The organism is Streptomyces sp. NPDC090032 (genome assembly GCF_044748025.1).
GTDB lineage: Bacteria > Actinomycetota > Actinomycetes > Streptomycetales > Streptomycetaceae > Streptomyces.
Map to the genome: position 1 here is coordinate 405,543 of NZ_JBIVFF010000008.1, position 19,132 is coordinate 424,674.

General features: G+C 69.1%; 16 protein-coding genes and 1 riboswitch. Of the genes, 4 read left to right on the forward strand and 12 right to left on the reverse strand.

The window, feature by feature from the left end:
- The first annotated feature begins 108 nt into the window (after positions 1–108).
- Positions 109–1,881, forward strand: a complete 1,773-nt coding sequence (locus tag ACIPWY_RS22785; protein ID WP_393702930.1) for a substrate-binding and VWA domain-containing protein — start codon at positions 109–111, stop codon at positions 1,879–1,881.
- A gap of 52 nt (positions 1,882–1,933) precedes the next feature.
- Here ACIPWY_RS22785 and ACIPWY_RS22790 read toward each other — a convergent pair whose 3' ends face one another.
- Positions 1,934–3,454 carry a glutamate--cysteine ligase gene (locus ACIPWY_RS22790; protein ID WP_393702932.1) on the reverse strand — a complete coding sequence of 507 codons (1,521 nt, stop codon included), beginning with the start codon at positions 3,452–3,454 and terminating at the stop codon, positions 1,934–1,936.
- 490 nt (positions 3,455–3,944) lie between these two features.
- On the opposite strand from ACIPWY_RS22790, the gene ACIPWY_RS22795 reads away from it, so the two are divergent.
- On the forward strand, positions 3,945–4,532 hold the full coding sequence (locus ACIPWY_RS22795; protein ID WP_362909905.1) for a hypothetical protein: 588 nt from the start codon (positions 3,945–3,947) through the stop codon (positions 4,530–4,532).
- 341 nt (positions 4,533–4,873) lie between these two features.
- Positions 4,874–5,068, forward strand: coding sequence for a DUF5999 family protein (locus tag ACIPWY_RS22800; protein ID WP_362909903.1), 195 nt, complete (start codon positions 4,874–4,876; stop codon positions 5,066–5,068).
- Positions 5,069–5,157: 89 nt separating this feature from the next.
- Here ACIPWY_RS22800 and gcvP read toward each other — a convergent pair whose 3' ends face one another.
- The gene (gene gcvP, locus ACIPWY_RS22805; RefSeq protein WP_393702934.1) at positions 5,158–8,043 is read right to left on the reverse strand and encodes an aminomethyl-transferring glycine dehydrogenase; all 2,886 of its coding nucleotides are present in this window, start codon (positions 8,041–8,043) and stop codon (positions 5,158–5,160) included.
- 184 nt (positions 8,044–8,227) lie between these two features.
- Positions 8,228–8,323: riboswitch (glycine riboswitch) on the reverse strand.
- Positions 8,324–8,437: 114 nt separating this feature from the next.
- Between gcvP and ACIPWY_RS22810 the strand changes: the two genes are divergently transcribed.
- Positions 8,438–8,821, forward strand: a complete 384-nt coding sequence (locus tag ACIPWY_RS22810) for a PRC-barrel domain-containing protein (protein ID WP_362910024.1) — start codon at positions 8,438–8,440, stop codon at positions 8,819–8,821.
- Here the strand turns inward: ACIPWY_RS22810 and ACIPWY_RS22815 are convergent.
- From ACIPWY_RS22815 to ACIPWY_RS22860, 10 genes are all read right to left on the reverse strand, one after another.
- The gene (locus ACIPWY_RS22815) at positions 8,807–10,237 is read right to left on the reverse strand and encodes a DNA polymerase IV (protein ID WP_393702937.1); all 1,431 of its coding nucleotides are present in this window, start codon (positions 10,235–10,237) and stop codon (positions 8,807–8,809) included. The two genes, ACIPWY_RS22810 and ACIPWY_RS22815, sit on opposite strands and share 15 nt — an antisense overlap.
- Before the next feature lie 56 nt (positions 10,238–10,293).
- The gene (locus tag ACIPWY_RS22820; RefSeq protein ID WP_362909897.1) at positions 10,294–10,938 is read right to left on the reverse strand and encodes a MerR family transcriptional regulator; all 645 of its coding nucleotides are present in this window, start codon (positions 10,936–10,938) and stop codon (positions 10,294–10,296) included.
- 194 nt (positions 10,939–11,132) lie between these two features.
- On the reverse strand, positions 11,133–11,606 hold the full coding sequence (locus tag ACIPWY_RS22825; protein WP_100597640.1) for a bifunctional nuclease family protein: 474 nt from the start codon (positions 11,604–11,606) through the stop codon (positions 11,133–11,135).
- An 86-nt stretch (positions 11,607–11,692) separates the two neighbouring features.
- Complete coding sequence (locus ACIPWY_RS22830; protein WP_362909895.1) at positions 11,693–12,436, reverse strand: MerR family transcriptional regulator; 744 nt, start codon at positions 12,434–12,436, stop codon at positions 11,693–11,695.
- A gap of 16 nt (positions 12,437–12,452) precedes the next feature.
- Entirely contained in the window at positions 12,453–13,298 is an 846-nt protein-coding gene (locus ACIPWY_RS22835) for an FHA domain-containing protein (protein ID WP_393702940.1), read from the reverse strand.
- A gap of 199 nt (positions 13,299–13,497) precedes the next feature.
- On the reverse strand, positions 13,498–14,379 hold the full coding sequence (locus ACIPWY_RS22840) for a DUF881 domain-containing protein (RefSeq protein WP_362909891.1): 882 nt from the start codon (positions 14,377–14,379) through the stop codon (positions 13,498–13,500).
- A 5-nt stretch (positions 14,380–14,384) separates the two neighbouring features.
- The gene (locus tag ACIPWY_RS22845; RefSeq protein ID WP_100597644.1) at positions 14,385–14,717 is read right to left on the reverse strand and encodes a small basic family protein; all 333 of its coding nucleotides are present in this window, start codon (positions 14,715–14,717) and stop codon (positions 14,385–14,387) included.
- Positions 14,714–15,622: a DUF881 domain-containing protein gene (locus tag ACIPWY_RS22850; protein WP_383895052.1), complete on the reverse strand. Its 909-nt coding sequence runs from the start codon at positions 15,620–15,622 to the stop codon at positions 14,714–14,716. The genes ACIPWY_RS22845 and ACIPWY_RS22850 overlap by 4 nt, the downstream gene beginning before the upstream one ends.
- Before the next feature lie 89 nt (positions 15,623–15,711).
- Complete coding sequence (locus tag ACIPWY_RS22855) at positions 15,712–18,207, reverse strand: mannose-1-phosphate guanyltransferase (RefSeq protein ID WP_362909887.1); 2,496 nt, start codon at positions 18,205–18,207, stop codon at positions 15,712–15,714.
- A gap of 115 nt (positions 18,208–18,322) precedes the next feature.
- Positions 18,323–18,931, reverse strand: a complete 609-nt coding sequence (locus tag ACIPWY_RS22860; RefSeq protein WP_362909885.1) for a CDP-alcohol phosphatidyltransferase family protein — start codon at positions 18,929–18,931, stop codon at positions 18,323–18,325.
- Positions 18,932–19,132 lie beyond the last annotated feature (201 nt).

Here is a 19,132-nt window from a genome sequence, read left to right on the forward strand (position 1 = left end):
TCGAATACAGGTACGAAGATCGCGCGCGACAGGCCGGGGGGACGAAGGCCGTTCTTTGGTGTACCTCTCCCCTTCCGTCGGGCCGGGCCGAAGGAAGGGCACCACCGCATGGGACGTCACAGCTTGCCCGACGAGTATGGGACGGACGCGGTCGGCCCCCGCACACGCACGCGCGGCCGGACCATGGCCATTGCCACGGCGCTGGTCCTCGTGGTCGCCGGGGGCACGGCTCTGGCGGCCAGGAGCGGCCTGCTCTCCTTCGGCGGGACCTGCGACGGCAGGACGGTCCACCTCGACGTCGTCGCCTCGCCCGACGTCGCACCCGCGCTGCGCGACGCCGCGGACCTCGCCCGCAAGAAGCATCTGACCTCCGACGGACAGTGCCTCGACACCCGTGTGCAGGCAGGCGACTCGTACAAGATCGCCGATTCCCTGCGGAAGGGCGGGAAGAGCACCGCGCAGTACGAGGCCTGGGTGCCGGATTCGAGTCTGTGGATCCAGCGCGCCGGCCTCGGCGGAAACGCCACCCCGGTCACGGCGATGGGCAACATAGCCTCCTCCCCCATCGGCATCAGCATGGTGCCGTCGTCCGCGAAGAGCATGGGCTGGCCCGCGAAGCAGTACACCTGGGCGCAGTTGACCGGCGCGGCCATGGAGGGCGACAAGCTGCGGCTGGGGACGGCCGACCCCGCGCGGAGCGCGACCGGTCTCCTCGCCCTGACGCAGCTGGGCGCCTCCGCCAAGAAGTCCGGGTCGGGGGACGACACGCAGGCCGCCGCCATGGCCAAGGCGCTCTCGCAGCGCACCACCGACAGCGACGGCCGGCTGACCGACACCCTCGCGCGCGACTCCTCCGGCACCGAGCAGGGCAATCCGCGCCGCAACCAGGCGCTGATCCTCTCCGAGCAGTCCTCGTTCCGGTACAACGCGACCGCGGGCGACAAGGACGGGCTCGACCTCTTCTACCCGAAGGACGGCTCGCCGCAGCTCGACTACCCGTTCGCCCTGGTCGACGAAGGCACCGAGACGACGGACGAGCGGCGGGCGGCGATCCGCCTCATGACCCTGCTCGGCGAGGACGCCGGCCTCCGGATTCTGGACGGGCACGGCTTCAGGACGGACGACGAGGAGCCCTCGGACGCGCTGGTCGCCGGGGCGGGCGGCCGCAGTCCGCAGCCGTACGCGACGCCGGACTCCGAGCCGCCCACGGACCAGGAGCTCCAGGAGACCCTCGGCATGTGGACGATCACGGTGCAGAGCGCACGGATCACCGTGGTCGTGGACGCCTCCGCCTCGATGGCGAACCACGTGCCGGGCCGCGACCAGTCCCGCATGGAGGTCACGAAGGCGTCGATGCTCCAGGCGCTCGCCACGTTCACACCCGAGGACGAGATCGGCCTGTGGGAGTTCGCCACCCTCCTCGACGGGAACCGCGACTACCGCAAGCTCGTACCCACCGGACGCCTCGGCGACCGCAAGGGCGGCGGCACCCAGCGCGACAAACTTTCCGAGGCCTTCAGCGGCCTCCAGCCCGTCCCGGGCGGCGCCACAGGTCTCTACGACACGACGCTGGCCGCCTACAAGGAGGCCACCTCGTCCTACCGGAGCGGCAAGTTCAACGCTCTCGTGGTCGTGACCGACGGTGCGAACCAGGACCCCGGCTCGATCTCACGCAGCAGCCTCGTCTCGCGGCTCCAGAGCCTCGCCGACCCGCAGCACCCGGTACCGCTCATCGCCATCGCGGTCGGCCCGGACGCGGACAAGGACGAGGTCGAGCAGATCTCGGGGGCCACCGGCGGCTCCGGTCACCAGGTCAGCGACCCGGCCCAGATCCACGCGGTGATCCTCAAGGCGATCGTGGAGGCGGGCGCCAAGGGCTGACAGAGCTGGCTGGGCTGGCTGGCTGGCTGGCTGGGCTCAACCGTCATACCCGTCAGCCCAGTTGCACCGCCGGCGCCGGGAGTCCCACCGGCCAGGTGTGCACCGGGTCCCCGACGTGCATCAGCTCGCAGTAGCGCCGGGTGGTCGCCGCGAGCGCCGCGTCGCGCTCCAGGCCGCTCTCCAGCGCGCGGTGGAAGGTCGCCGCCTGCCACGAGGCCCCGTTGACCCGTCGCCGGCAGCGCTCCTCGATCACCCCGAGGTAGAAGTCACGGTCGGCCGCCTCGACCCCCCAGGCGTCGAGCCCGGCGGCGGCCAGCGGCAGCAGCTCGTCCCTTACGAGTGTCACGGCGGGCACCTTCTCGACCCCGCCGAAGCGGCCCCGGCGCGGCCAGTCCAGGCGCGCGTCGATCCCGTGCCGGCACGCCTCGTCGAAGTTGCGGGCCGCGGCGTCGAAGGGCAGCCGGGTCCAGACCGGGCGGGCGTCCTCGGCGAGGGCGCGTACGACGCCGTAGTAGAAGGCGACGTTCGCGATGACGTCGGTGACGGTGGGGCCCGCGGGCAGGACGCGGTTCTCCACGCGCAGGTGCGGCTTTCCGTCGGCAACGCCGTACACGGGCCGGTTCCAGCGGTAGACGGTGCCGTTGTGCAGGACGAGCTCCCCCAGCGCCGGCACTCCGCCGTCGTCGATGACGCGCAGCGGCTCCTCCTCGTCGCACAGGGGCAGCAGCGGCGGGAAGTAGCGCAGGTTCTCCTCGAAGAGGTCGTACGCGCCGCTGATCCAGCGCTCGCCGAACCAGGTGCGCGGCCGCACCCCCTGGGCCTGGAGCTCGGGCGGGCGGGTGTCGGTCGACTGCTCGAACAGGGGCGGCCGCGATTCACTCCACAGCTCATGTCCGAACAGGAACGGCGAGTTGGCGCCGACCGCGACCTGCACGGCGGCCACCGCCTGCGCGGCGTTCCACACATCGGCGAAGCGGGCGGGCGTGACCTGGAGGTGCAACTGCACGGAGGTGCACGCCGCTTCGGTCGCTATGGACCTCGAGCTGCAGCGCAGGTGCTCCACCCCGTCGATGTCGAGCACGAAGTCCTCGCCGCGCGCGGCCACGATCTGGTCGTTGAGGAGGGTGTAGCGGTCTACGTCCGACAGGTTCGCGGAGACGAGATCATCGGGCACGAGTGTCGGGAGAATACCGATCATCACGATCCCGGCGTCCACCTCGTTCGCTTTCCGGTGGGCATAGGCGAGGCCCGTCCTGAGCTCCTCGGCGAGCCGGTCGAGAACGCGGCCCTCCAATCGGTGAGGGGCAATGTTCACTTCCAGATTGAACATACCGAGTTCGGTCTGGAAATCGCGGCTCGCGATGCGCTCGAGAACTTGCGCATTCATCATTTTCGGCATGCCGTCGGGCCCAGCGAGATTCAACTCGATCTCCAGGCCCATCAGATTCCTCGGACGGTCGAACCGCTGCTCTTCCAGGAGCCTCGCGAGCCCCGCCAGACACTGCTGCAACTTCCTGCGGTAGTGCCGTCGATCGGACAGGTCGAACGCGCCCGCCACGACCTTCTCCCCCATGGAAGCATCCCTCCTCGCTTGGGCGGCCCGGCCACCCGGCCGCTGTGTCTCGGTGGATGATGCCCAGGCAATGTGATCGATAACGCCCCGCTCCCCGCCGTCGGCGAGTAGGCTCACAGCAGTTGTCACGGGGCACATTCACGAGGCATGCGGCATGTCGAAGACCAGGTTCCACCTAGCCTGGTGATAAACACCGATGAGAATCGGCCGTCCGCTCGCCGTGAAGATTACGAGGTCACGGATCGGGCCGCGCAAAAAATCGGTAGATTCACCTCATCTCGGCGACCGAATAACGCCTTGCCGAGCATTTTGGCGACCGCTAGCCGAAACACTGCGTGAACACGTGTCGTATAAACTCCGCGAACGAGGCAGAGAGTTGGCGCTCGCGGTACCTGCCCCGCCCCCTCTGGCCCGGTCAGCAGACAGCGCCGTCCGCTCGTCCCGCCACGCTCTCGATCCACTGTGCCTGTCGAATGAGAGGCGACCCACCATGCCGCTGCATGTCCCTCCTGCTCCCGCGCCTGCCCTGCGCACCGTCCTCACGGCCCTCGGTTCCCCCACCGCAGTCCGCGAGGCCCGCACCCCTTCCCTGCGCTCCGCCCAAGGACCGGCGAGCCCCGAACTCCCGTTGCCCGTCCACGTACTGGACCGGGTCACGGGCAGCGCGGGCCCCTCACCGACCCGGCTCGCCGGCTGGCGCTTCCTGATCCGCTGCGGAGAGCGGGCGGTCGCCGCCGCCGACACGATCCTGACCGCCGACGGCTGGGCGTTCTCGCACTTCTTCGAGGGCCCCTACGTCGCGGCCACCGAACGCGCGCTGCGTCAGGCCGAGTCCCTGCCCGCTGCCTACCAGCCGCGCCTGCTCTCGGTCCCGGAGCTGTACATGCTCACGCTGTGGCTGCACGGGGACTGCAACGCCGACGCCTCCACGGGACATCCCGCGGCCAGTGACCTCCTGGTCCCGCTCGCGCCCGCGCCGCCCGGCATCGCCGCCCACCGCCCGCACCGGGTCGCCGAACTGCTGCCCGTTCTCACCCATCGACTGACCCCGGCGCCCCTCCTGGGCTCACCCGCCTGACGCAACCGGGTCGTCTGACGCGCCCGCGCCCCGCTGCCGACGCCAACCGGTCGCGGGGCGCAGCCGTGCCCTCGCCCGCCCGTCCGGACTAGCCCGGTCAGGCCACCTCGAACCACCCGAAGGGACAGTGGAGTTGGGGTGAACCGTCCGCACGGGTGACGCGTCCTCATCCAGTGAGGACCGCTGCGACGAAATACCTGCGGATTCACGCCCGTGGGGCAACACTGGGTTCCGGACCGACCGACAAACGGGGGGCGGCCATGAACAACGCTTCGAGCCGCAGGACAGACCGCGACATCGCACCTATCACCGACATCACTCCACAGGGAAAGATCCCATCAATGTGCCAGCACCAGCCGCCGTGCCCGTCCGCAGACTCCGCCGACCGGGAGGCCGCGCTCCCTGTGGCCCACCACCCCGAACAGGGCTGGAGCCTGCTCTGCAACGGCGTCCTGCTCTTCGAGGACACCGGTGAGCTGCTGCCCAACGGCCAGATCATCGCTCCGCACCGCCCGGTGCACGTGACCGCGGCCTGAGCGGATCCGGACGCCGACGGCGTCCCCAGTACGAAAGGGCCGGCCCCGGGAGAACCCGGAACCGGCCCTGACGCATGTCAGCGTGTGTATCAGTCCTCGTACGCGTCCATGGGCGGGCACGAGCAGACGAGATTCCGGTCGCCGTACGCCTGGTCGATGCGGCGCACCGGCGGCCAGTACTTGTCGGCGGCCACGACACCGGCGGGGAAGACGGCCTCCTCGCGGGTGTACGCGTGCTCCCACTCGCCGCCGAGCGCGGCCGCGGTGTGCGGGGCGTTGCGCAGCGGGTTGTCCTCGGCGGGCCACCGGCCCGAACCGACCTTCTCGATCTCCCCGCGAATGGCGATCATCGCCTCGCAGAACCGGTCCAGCTCGGTCAGGTCCTCGCTCTCGGTCGGCTCGATCATGAGCGTCCCGGCCACCGGGAACGACATGGTCGGCGCGTGGAACCCGTAGTCGATGAGGCGCTTGGCGATGTCGTCGACGCTGACTCCGGTCGCCTTCGAGATCGGGCGCAGATCGATGATGCACTCGTGCGCGACGAGGCCGCCGGGGCCCGTGTACAGCACCGGGAAGTGCGCCTCGAGACGCTTGGCGATGTAGTTGGCGCTGAGCACCGCGACCTGCGTGGCCCGCTTGAGGCCCTCGCCGCCCATGAGACGCACGTACGCCCACGAGATCGGCAGGATGCCCGCGGAGCCCCACGGCGCCGCGGAGATCGGACCGACGCCGGTCTCGGGACCGGCTGCGGGCTGCATCGGGTGGTTGGGCAGGTACGGCGCGAGGTGCGCGCGGACACCGACCGGGCCGACGCCCGGACCGCCGCCGCCGTGCGGGATGCAGAACGTCTTGTGCAGGTTGAGGTGCGAGACGTCGCCGCCGAAGTGGCCCGGCTTGGCAAGGCCCACCAGGGCGTTCAGGTTGGCGCCGTCGACGTAGACCTGACCGCCGGCGTCGTGCACCTGCGCGCAGATGTCGGCGACGTGCTCCTCGAACACGCCGTGCGTCGACGGGTAGGTGATCATCAGGACGGCGAGTTCGTCGGCGTACTGCTCGATCTTGGCGCGCAGGTCCACGACGTCGATCTCGCCGTCGTCGGCCGTCTTCACGACGACCACCTTCATGCCGGCCATCACGGCGCTCGCGGCGTTCGTGCCGTGCGCGGACGACGGGATGAGGCAGACGGTGCGCTGGTCGTCGCCGTTGGCGCGGTGGTAGCCGCGGACGGCGAGCAGACCGGCCAGCTCGCCCTGCGAACCCGCGTTCGGCTGGAGTGACACGTTGTCGTAGCCGGTGACCTCCGCGAGGCGCTCCTCCAGCTCACGGATGAGCGTGAGGTAGCCCTGCGCCTGCTCGGCGGGCGCGAAGGGGTGCAGCTGGCCGAATTCGGGCCAGGTGACCGGCTCCATCTCCGTCGTCGCGTTGAGCTTCATCGTGCAGGAGCCCAGCGGGATCATGCCGCGGTCGAGCGCGTAGTCACGGTCGGCCAGCTTGCGCAGGTAGCGCAGCATCGAGGTCTCGGAGCGGTGCGCGTGGAACACGGGGTGCGTCAGGTAGTCGTCACCCCGCAGAAGGCGCGCGGGCAGCGTGTCCTCGGCCGCGGCGTCGAGCGCCTCGACATCGGCGTCGACACCGAACGCGGTCCAGACGGCGCCCAGTTGGGTACGCGTCGTGGTCTCGTCGCACGAGATCGACACGTGGTCGGCGTCCACGAGGTGGAGGTTGACGCCCCCTTCGCGCGCGGCGCCCACGATCTCGGCGGCCCGGCCCGCGACCTTCACGGTCAGGGTGTCGAAGTACGCACCGTGGACGACCTCGACCCCACCGGCCTTGAGGCCCTCGGCGAGCAGCGTCGCGTACCGGTGCGTGCGCCGCGCGATGCCCTTGAGGCCGTCGGGCCCGTGGTAGACGGCGTACATGCCGGCCATGACGGCGAGCAGCACCTGAGCGGTACAGATGTTGCTGGTGGCCTTCTCGCGCCGGATGTGCTGCTCACGGGTCTGCAGGGCGAGGCGGTACGCCTTGTTGCCGTCGGCGTCGACGGAGACGCCCACGAGGCGACCGGGCAGGCTGCGGGCGAACTTCTCGCGGACGGCCATGTAGCCGGCGTGCGGACCGCCGAAGCCCATCGGGACACCGAAGCGCTGCGTCGTACCGACGGCGATGTCGGCGCCGAGCTCGCCGGGCGAGGTCAGTAGCGTGAGGGCGAGCAGGTCGGCGGCGACCGTGACGACGGCACCCAGCTCGTGGGCCTGCTCTATGACCGGCTTGATGTCGCGCACAGCGCCCGAGGCGCCCGGGTACTGGATCAGGACGCCGACGACGCCGCGCTCGGCGACCTCGGCCGGGATGCCCTCGGACAGGTCCGCGACGACGACCTCGACACCGGTCGGCTCGGCGCGCGTCTGGATCACGGCGATGGTCTGCGGCAGCGCGTCCGCGTCGACCACGAAGGCGCCGTTCTTGACCTTGCCGATGCGCCGGGACAGTGCCATGGCCTCGGCGGCGGCCGTGCCCTCGTCGAGCAGCGAGGCGCCAGAGGTCGGCAGACCGGTCAGCTCGGCGACCATCGTCTGGAAGTTGAGCAGCGCCTCGAGCCGGCCCTGCGAGATCTCCGGCTGGTAGGGCGTGTACGCCGTGTACCAGGCCGGGTTCTCCATGACGTTGCGCAGGATGACGGGCGGCGTGAACGTGCCGTAGTAGCCGAGTCCGACCATCGAGTCGAGGACCTGGTTGCGGTCCGCGAGGGAGCGGAGCTCGGCGAGCACCTCGGCCTCGGTGCGGGCCCCGGGAAGATCGAGTGCCTCGGCGCTCTTGATCACGTCCGGCACCGCGGCCGCCGTCAGCTCGTCGAGCGAGCCGTACCCGACCTGCGCGAGCATCTTGGCCTGCGCTGCTTCATCCGGACCGATATGGCGCTGCTCGAAGGGGATTCCCTGCTCCAGCTGGGAGAGCGGAATACGGTTGGCGGTCATGGCGGAGGCCTCCTGGTCATTGCGACCTGCGAGGGGCACCACGGCGCGGGTGCCCGAACGGCCTCCCCCTCTGTCATCTCAACCTGAGAGCTTCACCGGCGTGCCCCCCATCACGAAGGGCATGCCGACTTTCACCGTCGGTGAGAGCGGAGGCCTGAACGCCCGCCCTGCTTTCCAGAGTGACCTCGTCCGTGCGGTACAGGGGCCTGAGAGATTCCGGGGAGGAGTTGCTCCTTCGGCGCCTCCGGTGTCATCCGGAGGACTCTCCCGCACGGGGTCAGCAGCCATCGCCAGCGTACCAGCGGCAACAATGCCCCCAGCTTCGAGTGGCCGCCTTCCCCAATGTGCACTTTGGTAGTGCTTACGGATGAGTTGCGAGCAGCTGGAGGGCCCCGTGCAGACCGATGTCGATCCGCGCAACCTGATCGGCCGCAAGGCGTTCGACCGCAACGGAGCCAAGATCGGGACCGTCGACGAGGTCTACCTCGACGACGCGACCGGCGTCCCGGAGTGGGCGGCGATACGCACAGGCCTGTTCAGCCGGGACGCCTTCGTCCCCCTGGAGCCGAGCGAGCTGGTGGAGGGCACCCTGCGGATCCCCTTCGAACGCTCCTTGATCAAGGACGCCCCTGACTTCGGGGTCGGCCGTCATCTCTCCCCCGAACAGGAGCTGCAGCTCTACCACCACTACGGTCTCGACATCACGGGCCCGAACGACCCCGAGCCCCCTCAGGACCGCGACTTCGGCAAGATCGCCGGCAACTCAGACGACACCTGACCCGGCATCCGGCTCCCGTGCCGGGATGCGCTCGGCCCCGTCCTCTACCAGCGGCAGCGGCTCCGCGGGGACGAGCGCGGGGTCGTCGGTGCGGAACGTACGCACCCGCCCCGGCCGCGAGTACGGCGTCTCGAAGCGCACCGTCACCCGCCCGAGCCCGCTGCCCTGCACCCACCCGTGCCCGAACCCCTCGTGCCGTACGTCGTGCCCGGCCACCCAGCGCCGGTCCGCGGCTTCCACGACCTCTTCCGCGGCCGACTGCCCCTCTTCCCCCGCACCAGCCGCCCCTTCCGCCTCACCCTCACCCTCACGCTCGGCCGCGTGCGCATCGGCCTCGGCCTGCGCCCGCGCCTGCGCGAACAGGTCCTCCTGTGTGTAGTCGGCCAGACCGGTCACCCCCACGCCGAGCAGCCGCACCCCGCCCGTCGTGTCCACGGACTCCAGGAGCCGGGCCGCCGCCTCCCGCACCACGGCGGGGTCGTCGGTGGGCCCGCGCAGGGTCTCGGATCTCGTCAGCGTGGAGAAGTCGTAACGCCGCACTTTGAGGACCACGGTCCGCCCGGACCGCTCCGCCCCCCGCAGCCGCTGCACGCACCGCTCGGCAAGCCGCTGCACCTCCGTCCGCACCCGCACCCGGTCATGGATGTCCACGTCGTACGTGTCCTCGACCGACACCGACTTGGCGTCCCGCTCGGCCACCACAGGCCGGTCGTCGTGCGCGAGGGCCATGGCGTAGAGCGACGCCCCGTGCGACTTCCCCAGCAGCCGTACCATCTCGTCCTCGCCGGCCTCGGCGATCTCCTCGACGGTGATGATGCCGGCGCGTCTGAGATGGTCGCCGGTCGCGGGCCCCACGCCGGGCAGCGTGCGCACGGACATGGGCCCGAGCATCGCGCGCTCGGTGCCGGGCGCGATCAGCACCAGCCCGTCCGGCTTCGCCTCCTCGGACGCGATCTTCGCCAGCATCTTCGACGCCGCGATCCCCACCGACCCGGTCAGCCCGGTCACGGCCCGGATCTCCTCCCGCAGCCGCTCACCGACGAGCCGCGCCGAAGCGGCGTCCCAGGCCACCTCACCGGCCTCCAGATCGACGAAGGCCTCGTCAAGGCTCAGCGGCTCCACCAGCGGCGACAGCTCCCGCAGCAGCCCCATCACCTGCTCGCTGACCTCCCGGTAGAGCCGGAAGCGCGGCACGAGATAGGCGGCATTGGGCGCGAGCCTGCGCGCCTGCCCGATCGGCATCGCCGAGTGCACCCCGAACACACGGGCCTCGTACGAGGCGGTGGCCACCACCCCACGAGGCCCGATCCCGCCCACGACCACGGCTTTCCCGCGCAGACTCGGCTTCGACGCCTGCTCCGCCGAGGCGTAGAAGGCATCCATGTCGAGATGCAGGATCGTGGGCGCGGTTCTCACATGTCCGATGCTGCCCTACAGCACTGACAATCCCCCGGCGGGCGCAGCGGCCCGGCTCACACCGCGCGGTTGCGCCGTCTCGCCAGCTCGTCAGCCGGGTTGTTCCCGTGGAGGGTCTCGCCGGTGTCGATGCGCTCCCCGTGCAGCTGCGACAGGGCGCTCTCGACGTCCCGCCACACCACACCGACGGCGATGCCGAAGATCCCCTGACCGCCCTGGAGCAGATCGTGGACCTCCGCCGGCGAGCTGCACTCGTAGACCGTGGCGCCGTCGCTCATGAGGGTCAGCCGATCCAGATCGCTGAAGCCGCGCTCCCTCAGATGCTGCACCGCGGTGCGGATGTTCTGCAGTGAGACACCGGTGTCCAGGAACCGCTTCACGATCTTCAGGACCACGACGTCCCGGAAGCTGTAGAGCCGCTGGGTCCCCGACCCGTGAGCTGGGCGCACACTCGGCTCGACCAGTCCGGTCCTCGCCCAGTAGTCCAGCTGCCGATAGGTGATACCGGCCGCCGCGCACGCGGTGGGTCCCCGGTATCCGACCTGCTCGGGCGTCGCCTCATCAGCCCTCTGGGCGATCACCGGCAACACCGTCGGCCGACGCGGGATGTGATCGGCCGCGTGGCCGTGAAGCGAGTACGGGCCGCTCTCCGCCGGACTGTGTCCGACGCCCCCAGCCGTACCGTCGCCGCTGCTTCTCACGCCGACCTCCTCTTTGACCTGCCTTCTCGACGGTAGGCAGTCACCAGGGGTGCGTCAACGATCGCCACACTCGGCACGCCGAGTGATAATCACCCTACGAGTGGTTTCCCGTACCTCACCGCGGGGAAAGGCTAGCCGAATGGTCCGGCCGTGCCCCCGGCGCGGCGGCGGCCGCCTTCCGACGACCGCTCGCGTCACTGACTGTTGGTCCCGAAGTCCTCGGGCGAGATCTGGTCGAGGAATTCGCGGAACTTCTCCACCTCGTCCTCCTGCTCGTCCGGGATCGCGATCCCGGCATCATCGAGCACACCGTCACTGCCGTAGATCGGCGTGCCGGTGCGCAGCGCCAGCGCTATGGCGTCCGACGGGCGGGCACTGACCTCGACCCCGCTCGAGAACACCAGTTCCGCGTAGAAGACGCCTTCGCGCAGGTCCGTGATGCGTACTTCCGTGAGCTCCTGCCCGACCGCCTCCAGCACGTCCTTGAAAAGGTCGTGCGTCAGCGGGCGTGCGGGGGCCATGCCCTGCTGTGCGAAGGCGATGGCCGTCGCCTCCCCCGGTCCGATCCAGATGGGGAGGTAGCGGTCGCCTCCCACTTCACGCAGGAGCACGATCGGTTGGTTGGAGGGCATTTCGACCCGGACACCTACGACGTCGAGCTCGTTCACACAGCAACCCTAGGACGTGCCCGGCAGGTTTGGGTAGTCGGGCACCCGTCGATCGCCGGTCACACACCGCGCGAGCGCCCCTCGGATCAGGGCAGACGTACGCCGAGCGCGGTCTGCACAAGAGCCCCGTGGAGCTTCACGGTCAGCCCCGCCAGCTCCTTCGCGCGGGCCTGGGCGTGCGCCCTCGTCTGGGGATTGCGGTGCCGTCGCAGCGGCGCGACGACCTGGTCGACCAGACCGGCCTCCCGGTCGGCCGCGGCCTTCATGGCCCGCAGATGCCGCGGCTCGATCCCGAAGCGGCCCAGTTCCATGACCAGCTCGGCGACCGTGACCGCCTCCGCGTCGTATCCACCGTCGGGCAGGGGCGCGATCAGGCCGTACGACTCCCACTCGTCGAGCTCGGGAGACTCGATCCCGGCGGCGGCAAGCAGCTCGTCACGGCCCACACGGGCCACTGTCGGCCCTTCGCCGCCCTCCGGGGCCCCGCCGTCCTCACCACCACCCGGCCGCCCCGGAGAGGGCAGCGTGATCGCTTCCCCCCGCTCCAGGGCGTCGAGCTGTTCCTTGATGACCTTCAGCGGCAGGTAGTGGTCCCGCTGCATGCGCAGTACGTGCGCGAGTCGCTCGACGTCGTCCGGGCTGAACTTGCGGTACCCCGAGGGGGTGCGCTGCGGCTCGATCAGCCCCTCCGACTCCAGGAACCTGATCTTGGAGATGGTGACTTCGGGGAACTCGTCGCGCAGCACGTTCAGCACGGTGCCGATGCTCATCAGCCGACTGTCCGTGAGGGCGATGCCGTGACCGGCACCGCCCTTCGGTGTTTGAAGCATGGACCTTCCTGACAGGTCAGATGCCCCGCTGGCTCGCGTAGAAGACCAGCCGGTACTTGCCGATCTGGACCTCGTCGCCGTTCGACAGCACGACCGAGTCGATCCGCTCCCGATTGACGTACGTGCCGTTGAGGCTGCCCACGTCGCTGACGGTGAAGGCGCCGTCAGCCCCGCGACGGAACTCCACGTGACGGCGCGAAACAGTCACGTCGTCAAGGAAGATGTCGCTCTGCGGGTGCCGCCCCGCCGTGGTCAGTTCGCCATCGAGGAGGAAGCGGCTGCCCGAGTTCGGACCGCGTCGCACCACCAGGAGCGCCGAGCCGAGCGGCAGGGCGTCGACGGCGGCCTGAGCCTCCGGGGAGAGCGCCGGCGACAGCGTCTGACCGGTGACTTCAGCGTCGTAGGCCTCAAGGCCCGAAATGGAAATCGTCGAGGTCGTCTCGGACGGACGCTCGGCTCCGGCGCGCAGAGGCGCACCGCAGTTGGAGCAGAACCGACTCGCCTCGGCGTTGCGGTTTCCGCACCTCGTACACACCTGTGCCGACATGGACGGATCCTCCTGCCGCGGCTGCCCCGCGGGGGCATGGGACGCATACGGATCGGGGGCAAACCCTCCACCCGCACTTGAGGTTGACGGATCCCCGAAACCTATGCGGCCGGACGCGGCAGGGTCAACAGCCGACGCGCCCTGTCCGCCCGAAATGTCACCACCCTGCGGACCGACCTGATCACGGAACAGCGGACGCTCCGTCCCCTGCACCTCCGCGTCCTGGCTACGCGGTGCACGATGACGGGCAGTGGCATTGGCATTGCCGCTGTCCTCACGTGCGCTCTTGCCGAACAACTTCGCAAACAACTTCACGGGCGATTCCCCTTGACCGAAACAGACCCGCCCGTGGGGCAGGACGAACCCTGATTGCACACACCGCCGTACCTCGGCGACACAGACACCCTCACAACGTCCGTATCCGCCAAACAGTTTCCACCACGCACCCCACTTACAGTGCGCCGACCCCCCGCAACCTCATGCCCTTGCCGGACCACCCTCATACGCCCCCGCCTCACTGGGACGACGACTGAGCGTAGTCAGGCCGCTTCGCCGGTCGCAAGGCGTCCACGACGATCTTCTGCGCCTGTGCCACGGTAACGGTGGCCTGCTCCTTCTCCAGAGTCTGGACCACCCCACCAGGGATGTTGAGCGCCGGCTCCAGGTCCTGCGGCTTGCCGATGACCTTGAAGACGAACGGCTCGCCGATCTTGTGACCGTCCACACTCACCCGTCCGCCGCTCGCGTCCGTCAAATACGTGTCGGCCACGACCCGGACATCGTTCACCTGGATCGCCTCGGCACCCGCGGCGCGCAGTTCCTGGATCGCATCGAGCAGCATGTCCGCCTGCACCGCGCCCTTCTTGTCGCTGATCGTCAGCGTGATCCCGGGGCCCTGCGCCGCCACGGTACCCGCCAGAATGCCGAGTTGCCGTTCCCTCTCGACCGTCTGTTTGCGGGCCTCCTCGGCCTGGTCCGAGCTGTTCTCCAACTCGGTGCGCTGCCCCTCGAGACGCTGCTTCTCATCTCCCAGACGCTGAGTACGGTCATCCAGTTCATCGAGAATGCGTACGAGATCTTCCTGACGTGCGCCGCGCAGCGCGCTGCTGTCGCTGTTGGACCGCACCTGGATGGCCAGACCCAGGCCCAGGACGAACAGCAGGAGGGCGACGATGAGTTGCGCGCGGGAGACTCGCGGCGGCCACAGCCCCTTCGCCAGTCGCTGACGTCCGGTCAGTGACGGGGCCTTCGTCTCCGCGGCCGGCGCTTCCGCGCCGTCCGAGTCGTCCCCGCCGGCCGCGCCGTCCACCGCTTCGGCGGTCACCTCGTCCGGCAGTTCCTTGCGCAGGCGGTGCTGCTCGTCGTTGTTCTTGTTCTTGTTCTCGTCCTCGGACATCTGCCTCACGCCCGGAAGATGTGCCGTCGGATGGCGGCCGCGTTGGAGAAGATGCGGATACCGAGCACCACGACGACGCCGGTGGACAGCTGCGCGCCCACGCCCAGCTTGTCTCCCAGGAACACGATCAGGGCCGCCACGACGACGTTCGACAGGAACGACACGACGAAGACCTTGTCGTCGAAGATCCCGTCGAGCATCGCCCGCAGGCCGCCGAACACCGCGTCGAGGGCCGCCACCACGGCGATCGGAAGGTAGGGCTCGACCACCGCCGGAACCTCGGGCCGGACGAACAGTCCGACCACGACTCCCACGACGAGGCCCAGTACGGCGATCACGATGTGCCCTTCTCTGTTCTCGGCTGTGCTGTACGTACGGTCACGCTCGGCGCTGCGGGCAGGCGGACGTCGTCCTGGGCGGAAATGCTGGTCCGGATCCCGAAGTTCTCCTGCAGCGCGTGCAGGTACAGGCCGTCAGGGCTGTTCTGGAACCGGGTGCTCAGCCGCTGGCCGTCCCCCACCGCGAGCACCGTGTACGGCGGCACGAGCGGTCTGTTGTCGACCAGTATCGCGTCACCCGCCGCGCGGATCGCGGACAGGGCCGTCAGCCGCTGTCCGTTGATGGCGACGGCCTCGGCACCGGACTGCCATAGCCCGTTGACGACCCGCTGCATGTCCCGGTCGCGCACCCGCCCGGTGTCCGAGAAGCCGGCGCTCTCGCGCGGCCCTCCGCCGCCCTGGTCGGCTTCCTTGGCGTCGTCGACGACCAGCTTCACTCCCGGGCCGTGCACCGCCGTGGCCCCGGAGAGCAGACCGACCAACTCGCCTTTGTCGCCGCCGTGTTTCTTCAGCGCCTCACGCTGGCGGTCGCTCACGTCGTTGCGGAGCGTGTCCACCTGACGCTCGAGCTTGTCCGCGGCGTCCGTCTCCCGGTCGATACGGGCGATGAGCTCCTCGCGCTCCTTCGCCACGACCGGCGCCGCGACCCGCGCCTGCGCCGCGCCCACCGTCACCACCAGCGCCGCGAGGACGAGCCCCGCAGCGAGCCCGAGTTTGGCCCGCAGAGTACGCGGCATGCCGCCGCTGCCCTCGGCCTTCTTACGAGCCGCCGCCTCCGCATATCCGTCGTCGAGGCTGTGGTCCATCACGTTCGTCAGCAGCGACATGGAGGCATCGGGGCGCCTCGGGCTCACGGGCCGTGAGGGACTGCTCCGATCGGGGGGCTGCTGCGGCATGCCGCACATCGTCGCACGTGGTGGCCTCTACCTCCGAATGGCCCCACCGGTGTGCCGGTCGGCGCCCGTGACGGGCACCGACCGGCGCCTGCGACGGCTCAGTGACCAGCGCTGTCGACGACTGCCGCCCACTCGTCGAGCAGCTGCTGGGCGGACGCGTCGTCGGGCCCCTCGGCCCACAAATGGGTGACGGCCTCGGCCGGGTCGGGCAGCACCATCACCCAGCGCCCGTCCGCCTCGACGACCCGCACACCGTCGGTCGTGTCGACGGACCGGTCGCCGGCCTCCTCGACGACCCGCCGCATCACGAGCCCCTTCACCGCCCACGGAGTCGCGAGGTCCCGCTTGAGCACATGCGCCCGCGGGATCCGCGCATCGATCTGACTCAAGGTCAGCTGCGTCCGCGCCACGAGCCCGATCAGCCGGACAAAGGCGGCGGCACCGTCGAAGACGGAGCTGAACTCCGGAATGATGAACCCGCCGCGACCGTCACCACCGAAGATCGTTCCCTCGTCCCGCCCGACGCGTGTGAGGTCGTCGGGCGACGTGGTCGTCCACTCCACCTGCGTCCCGTGGTACGCGGCCACCTGCTCGGCGATACGCGTCGTCGTCACCGGCAGCGCGACCCGGCCACTGCGCCGCTCGGCGGCCACCAGGTCGAGCATGACGAGCAGCGCACGGTCGTCCTCGACGATCCGGCCCTTCTCGTCGACCAGCGACAGCCGCTCGCCGACCGGGTCGAACCGGACGCCGAACGCGGCCCGCGCGGACGCCACGATCTCCCCGAGACGCACAAGCCCGGAACGGCGCGCGTCCAGCGTCTCGGTGGGCCGGGACTCGTCGAGGCCCGGGTTGATCGTCAGCGAGTCCACGCCGAGCCGCCCGAGGAGGCTGGGCAGCACCAGACCGGCGCTGCCGTTCGACGCGTCGACGACGACCTTGAGCCCCGCCTCCGCAATCCCCGTCGTGTCGACATTCCGCAGCAGGGAACCGGTGTACGAGTCGAAGACGCTCGACGGGAAGTGCAGATCGCCGATCTCTCCGGGGAACGCCCGCCGGTACTCCTGCCGCGCGTACACCCGGTCCAGCTTCCGCTGGCTGGCCTGCGAGAGGTCCGCTCCCCGCTCGTCGAAGAACATGATGTCGACGGAGTCCGGCACTCCTGGTGTCGTACGGATCATGATCCCGCCGGCGCTGCCCCGTGCGGTCTGCTGCCGTGCGACAGGCAGCGGCACGTTCTCCAGGTCTCGTACGTCGATGGCGCTCGCCTGCAACGCGGAGATGACCGCACGCTTCAGAGCTCGCGCACCACGCGAGTGGTCACGGGCCGTGGTGACGGTCGAGCCCTTCTTGAGCGTCGTGGCGTACGCCCCCGCGAGCCGCACGGCAAGTTCGGGAGTGATCTCCACATTGATGATGCCGGAGACACCGCGGGCTCCGAAGAGATGGGCCTGGCCCCTGGACTCCCAGATCACCGAGGTGTTGACGAAGGCGCCGGCCTCGATGGTCTTGAACGGATAGACCCGGACGTTGCCCTGGATAATCGATTCCTCGCCGACGAGGCACTCATCGCCGATGACGGCGCCGTCCTCGACGCGGGCGGCCCGCATGATGTCGGTGTTCTTGCCGATCACGCAGCCGCGGAGATTGCTGTGCGGCCCGATGTACACGTTGTCGTGGACGACGGCCTTGTGCAGAAAGGCGCCGCTCTTCACGACGACGTTGGAGCCGATCACGGTGTGCTCGCGCAGCTCGACGCCGGCTTCGACCTTCGCGTAGTCGCCGATGTACAGCGGACCACGGAGCACGGCGTCCGGATGGACCTCGGCCCCTTCCGCGACCCACACGCCGGGCGAGATCTCGAATCCGTCGATCTCGACGTCGACCTTGCCTTCGAGTACGTCGGCCTGCGCCTTGACGTAGCTCTCGTGCGTGCCGACATCCTCCCAGTAGCCCTCGGCGATATAGCCGTAGACCGGCTTGCCTTCCTTCATGAGCTGCGGGAAGACATCACCGGACCAGTCGACCGACACATCGGCCTCGACATAGTCGAATACCTCGGGCTCCATGACGTAGATGCCCGTGTTCACGGTGTCGGAGAAGACCTGGCCCCAGGTGGGCTTCTCCAGGAAACGCTCCACCTTGCCCTGTTCGTCGACGATGGTGATGCCGAATTCAAGGGGGTTGGGAACGCGGGTCAGGCAGACCGTGACCAGCGCGCCCTTTTCCTTGTGGAAATTGATGAGGTCGGTGAGGTCGAAATCGGTCAGAGCGTCACCGGAGATCACAACGAAAGCGTCGTCCTTAAGTGCTTCCTCTGCGTTCTTCACGCTGCCGGCTGTGCCGAGTGGCTTCTCCTCATTGGCATAGGTGAGCTCCATTCCGAGCTCTTCGCCGTCCCCGAAGTAGTTCCTGACGAGCGACGCCAGGAACTGCACGGTGACTACGGTCTCGGTGAGCCCATGCCGCTTGAGCAACCGCAGCACATGCTCCATGATCGGCCGGTTCACGACCGGCAGGAGCGGCTTGGGCATACTCGAGGTCATGGGGCGAAGGCGTGTACCTTCGCCTCCAGCCATTACGACGGCCTTCATGTCGGAAGCGTCCTCCTTGAAGAGACGACTGTCTAGCCGACTTCGCCCGTCCGGATGGGCCCGCTGATCTCAGAGTGCGGGCCAACCTGGCCTCGAATACCGCCACATGGCGAGCTCAATCGGCCGTGGAGTCCGCCTTGACCAGTCGGCGGACCTGTACTACGTAGAGGATCCCTGCCCACCAATAGAGCGTTGTACCCCATCCTGCGAACGCCCATCCGAAAATAGCAGCGAGCGTGTTGATCCAGCCACTTCCGTCGCTCAGGAGCAACAGGGGGAACGCATACATGAGGTTGAACGTCGCGGCCTTGCCGAGGAAGTTCACCTGCGGCGGCGGATAGCCGTGCCGGCGGAGGATGCCCACCATCACCAGGAGAACGAGTTCCCGGGCAAGCAGTATGGCCGTCAACCAGATCGGCAGAATCTCGCGCCAGGTGAGTCCCACCAGCGTGGACAGAATGTAGAGCCGGTCGGCGGCAGGATCGAGGAGCCGGCCGAGGTTGCTGATCTGATTCCAGCGCCGGGCGAGCTTCCCGTCGAGATAGTCGCTGACGCCGCTCAGCATCAGGACCAGAAGGGCCCAGCCATCGCTTTTGGGCCCGCCGAACTCGGGCCTGAGGATGAGCCACAGGAACAGCGGTACGCCAAGGAGCCGCGCCATGCTGAGGATGTTCGGGATGGTGAGCACCCGGTCCGTCTGGACACGGGTCTCCTGGACCTCCACCCGGGGGCCTCCTGTGGGGAAACGAGCCAACGATGCCCCCTGACCTTACCCTCAGCCCACATGGGGCCGCGCAGAGGGGTGCACAAGCATTGCCGCACAACTAGGTGCACAACGCAGAAAACCCCCGTAACAGGATTCTCATCCGTTACGGGGGTTTTCTTCAAAATTAGTTCGGCGGCGTCCTACTCTCCCACAGGGTCC

Coding starts and splice junctions, on each gene's coding strand:
- ACIPWY_RS22790 (WP_393702932.1), bottom strand. CDS start 3,454: ATGGGGGAGAAGGTCGTGGCGGGCGCGTTCGACCTGTCCGATCGACGG.
- ACIPWY_RS22850 (WP_383895052.1), bottom strand. CDS start 15,622: ATGTGCGGCATGCCGCAGCAGCCCCCCGATCGGAGCAGTCCCTCACGG.
- ACIPWY_RS22795 (WP_362909905.1), top strand. CDS start 3,945: ATGCCGCTGCATGTCCCTCCTGCTCCCGCGCCTGCCCTGCGCACCGTC.
- ACIPWY_RS22830 (WP_362909895.1), bottom strand. CDS start 12,436: ATGCTTCAAACACCGAAGGGCGGTGCCGGTCACGGCATCGCCCTCACG.
- ACIPWY_RS22785 (WP_393702930.1), top strand. CDS start 109: ATGGGACGTCACAGCTTGCCCGACGAGTATGGGACGGACGCGGTCGGC.
- ACIPWY_RS22855 (WP_362909887.1), bottom strand. CDS start 18,207: ATGAAGGCCGTCGTAATGGCTGGAGGCGAAGGTACACGCCTTCGCCCC.
- ACIPWY_RS22840 (WP_362909891.1), bottom strand. CDS start 14,379: ATGTCCGAGGACGAGAACAAGAACAAGAACAACGACGAGCAGCACCGC.
- ACIPWY_RS22800 (WP_362909903.1), top strand. CDS start 4,874: ATGTGCCAGCACCAGCCGCCGTGCCCGTCCGCAGACTCCGCCGACCGG.
- gcvP (WP_393702934.1), bottom strand. CDS start 8,043: ATGACCGCCAACCGTATTCCGCTCTCCCAGCTGGAGCAGGGAATCCCC.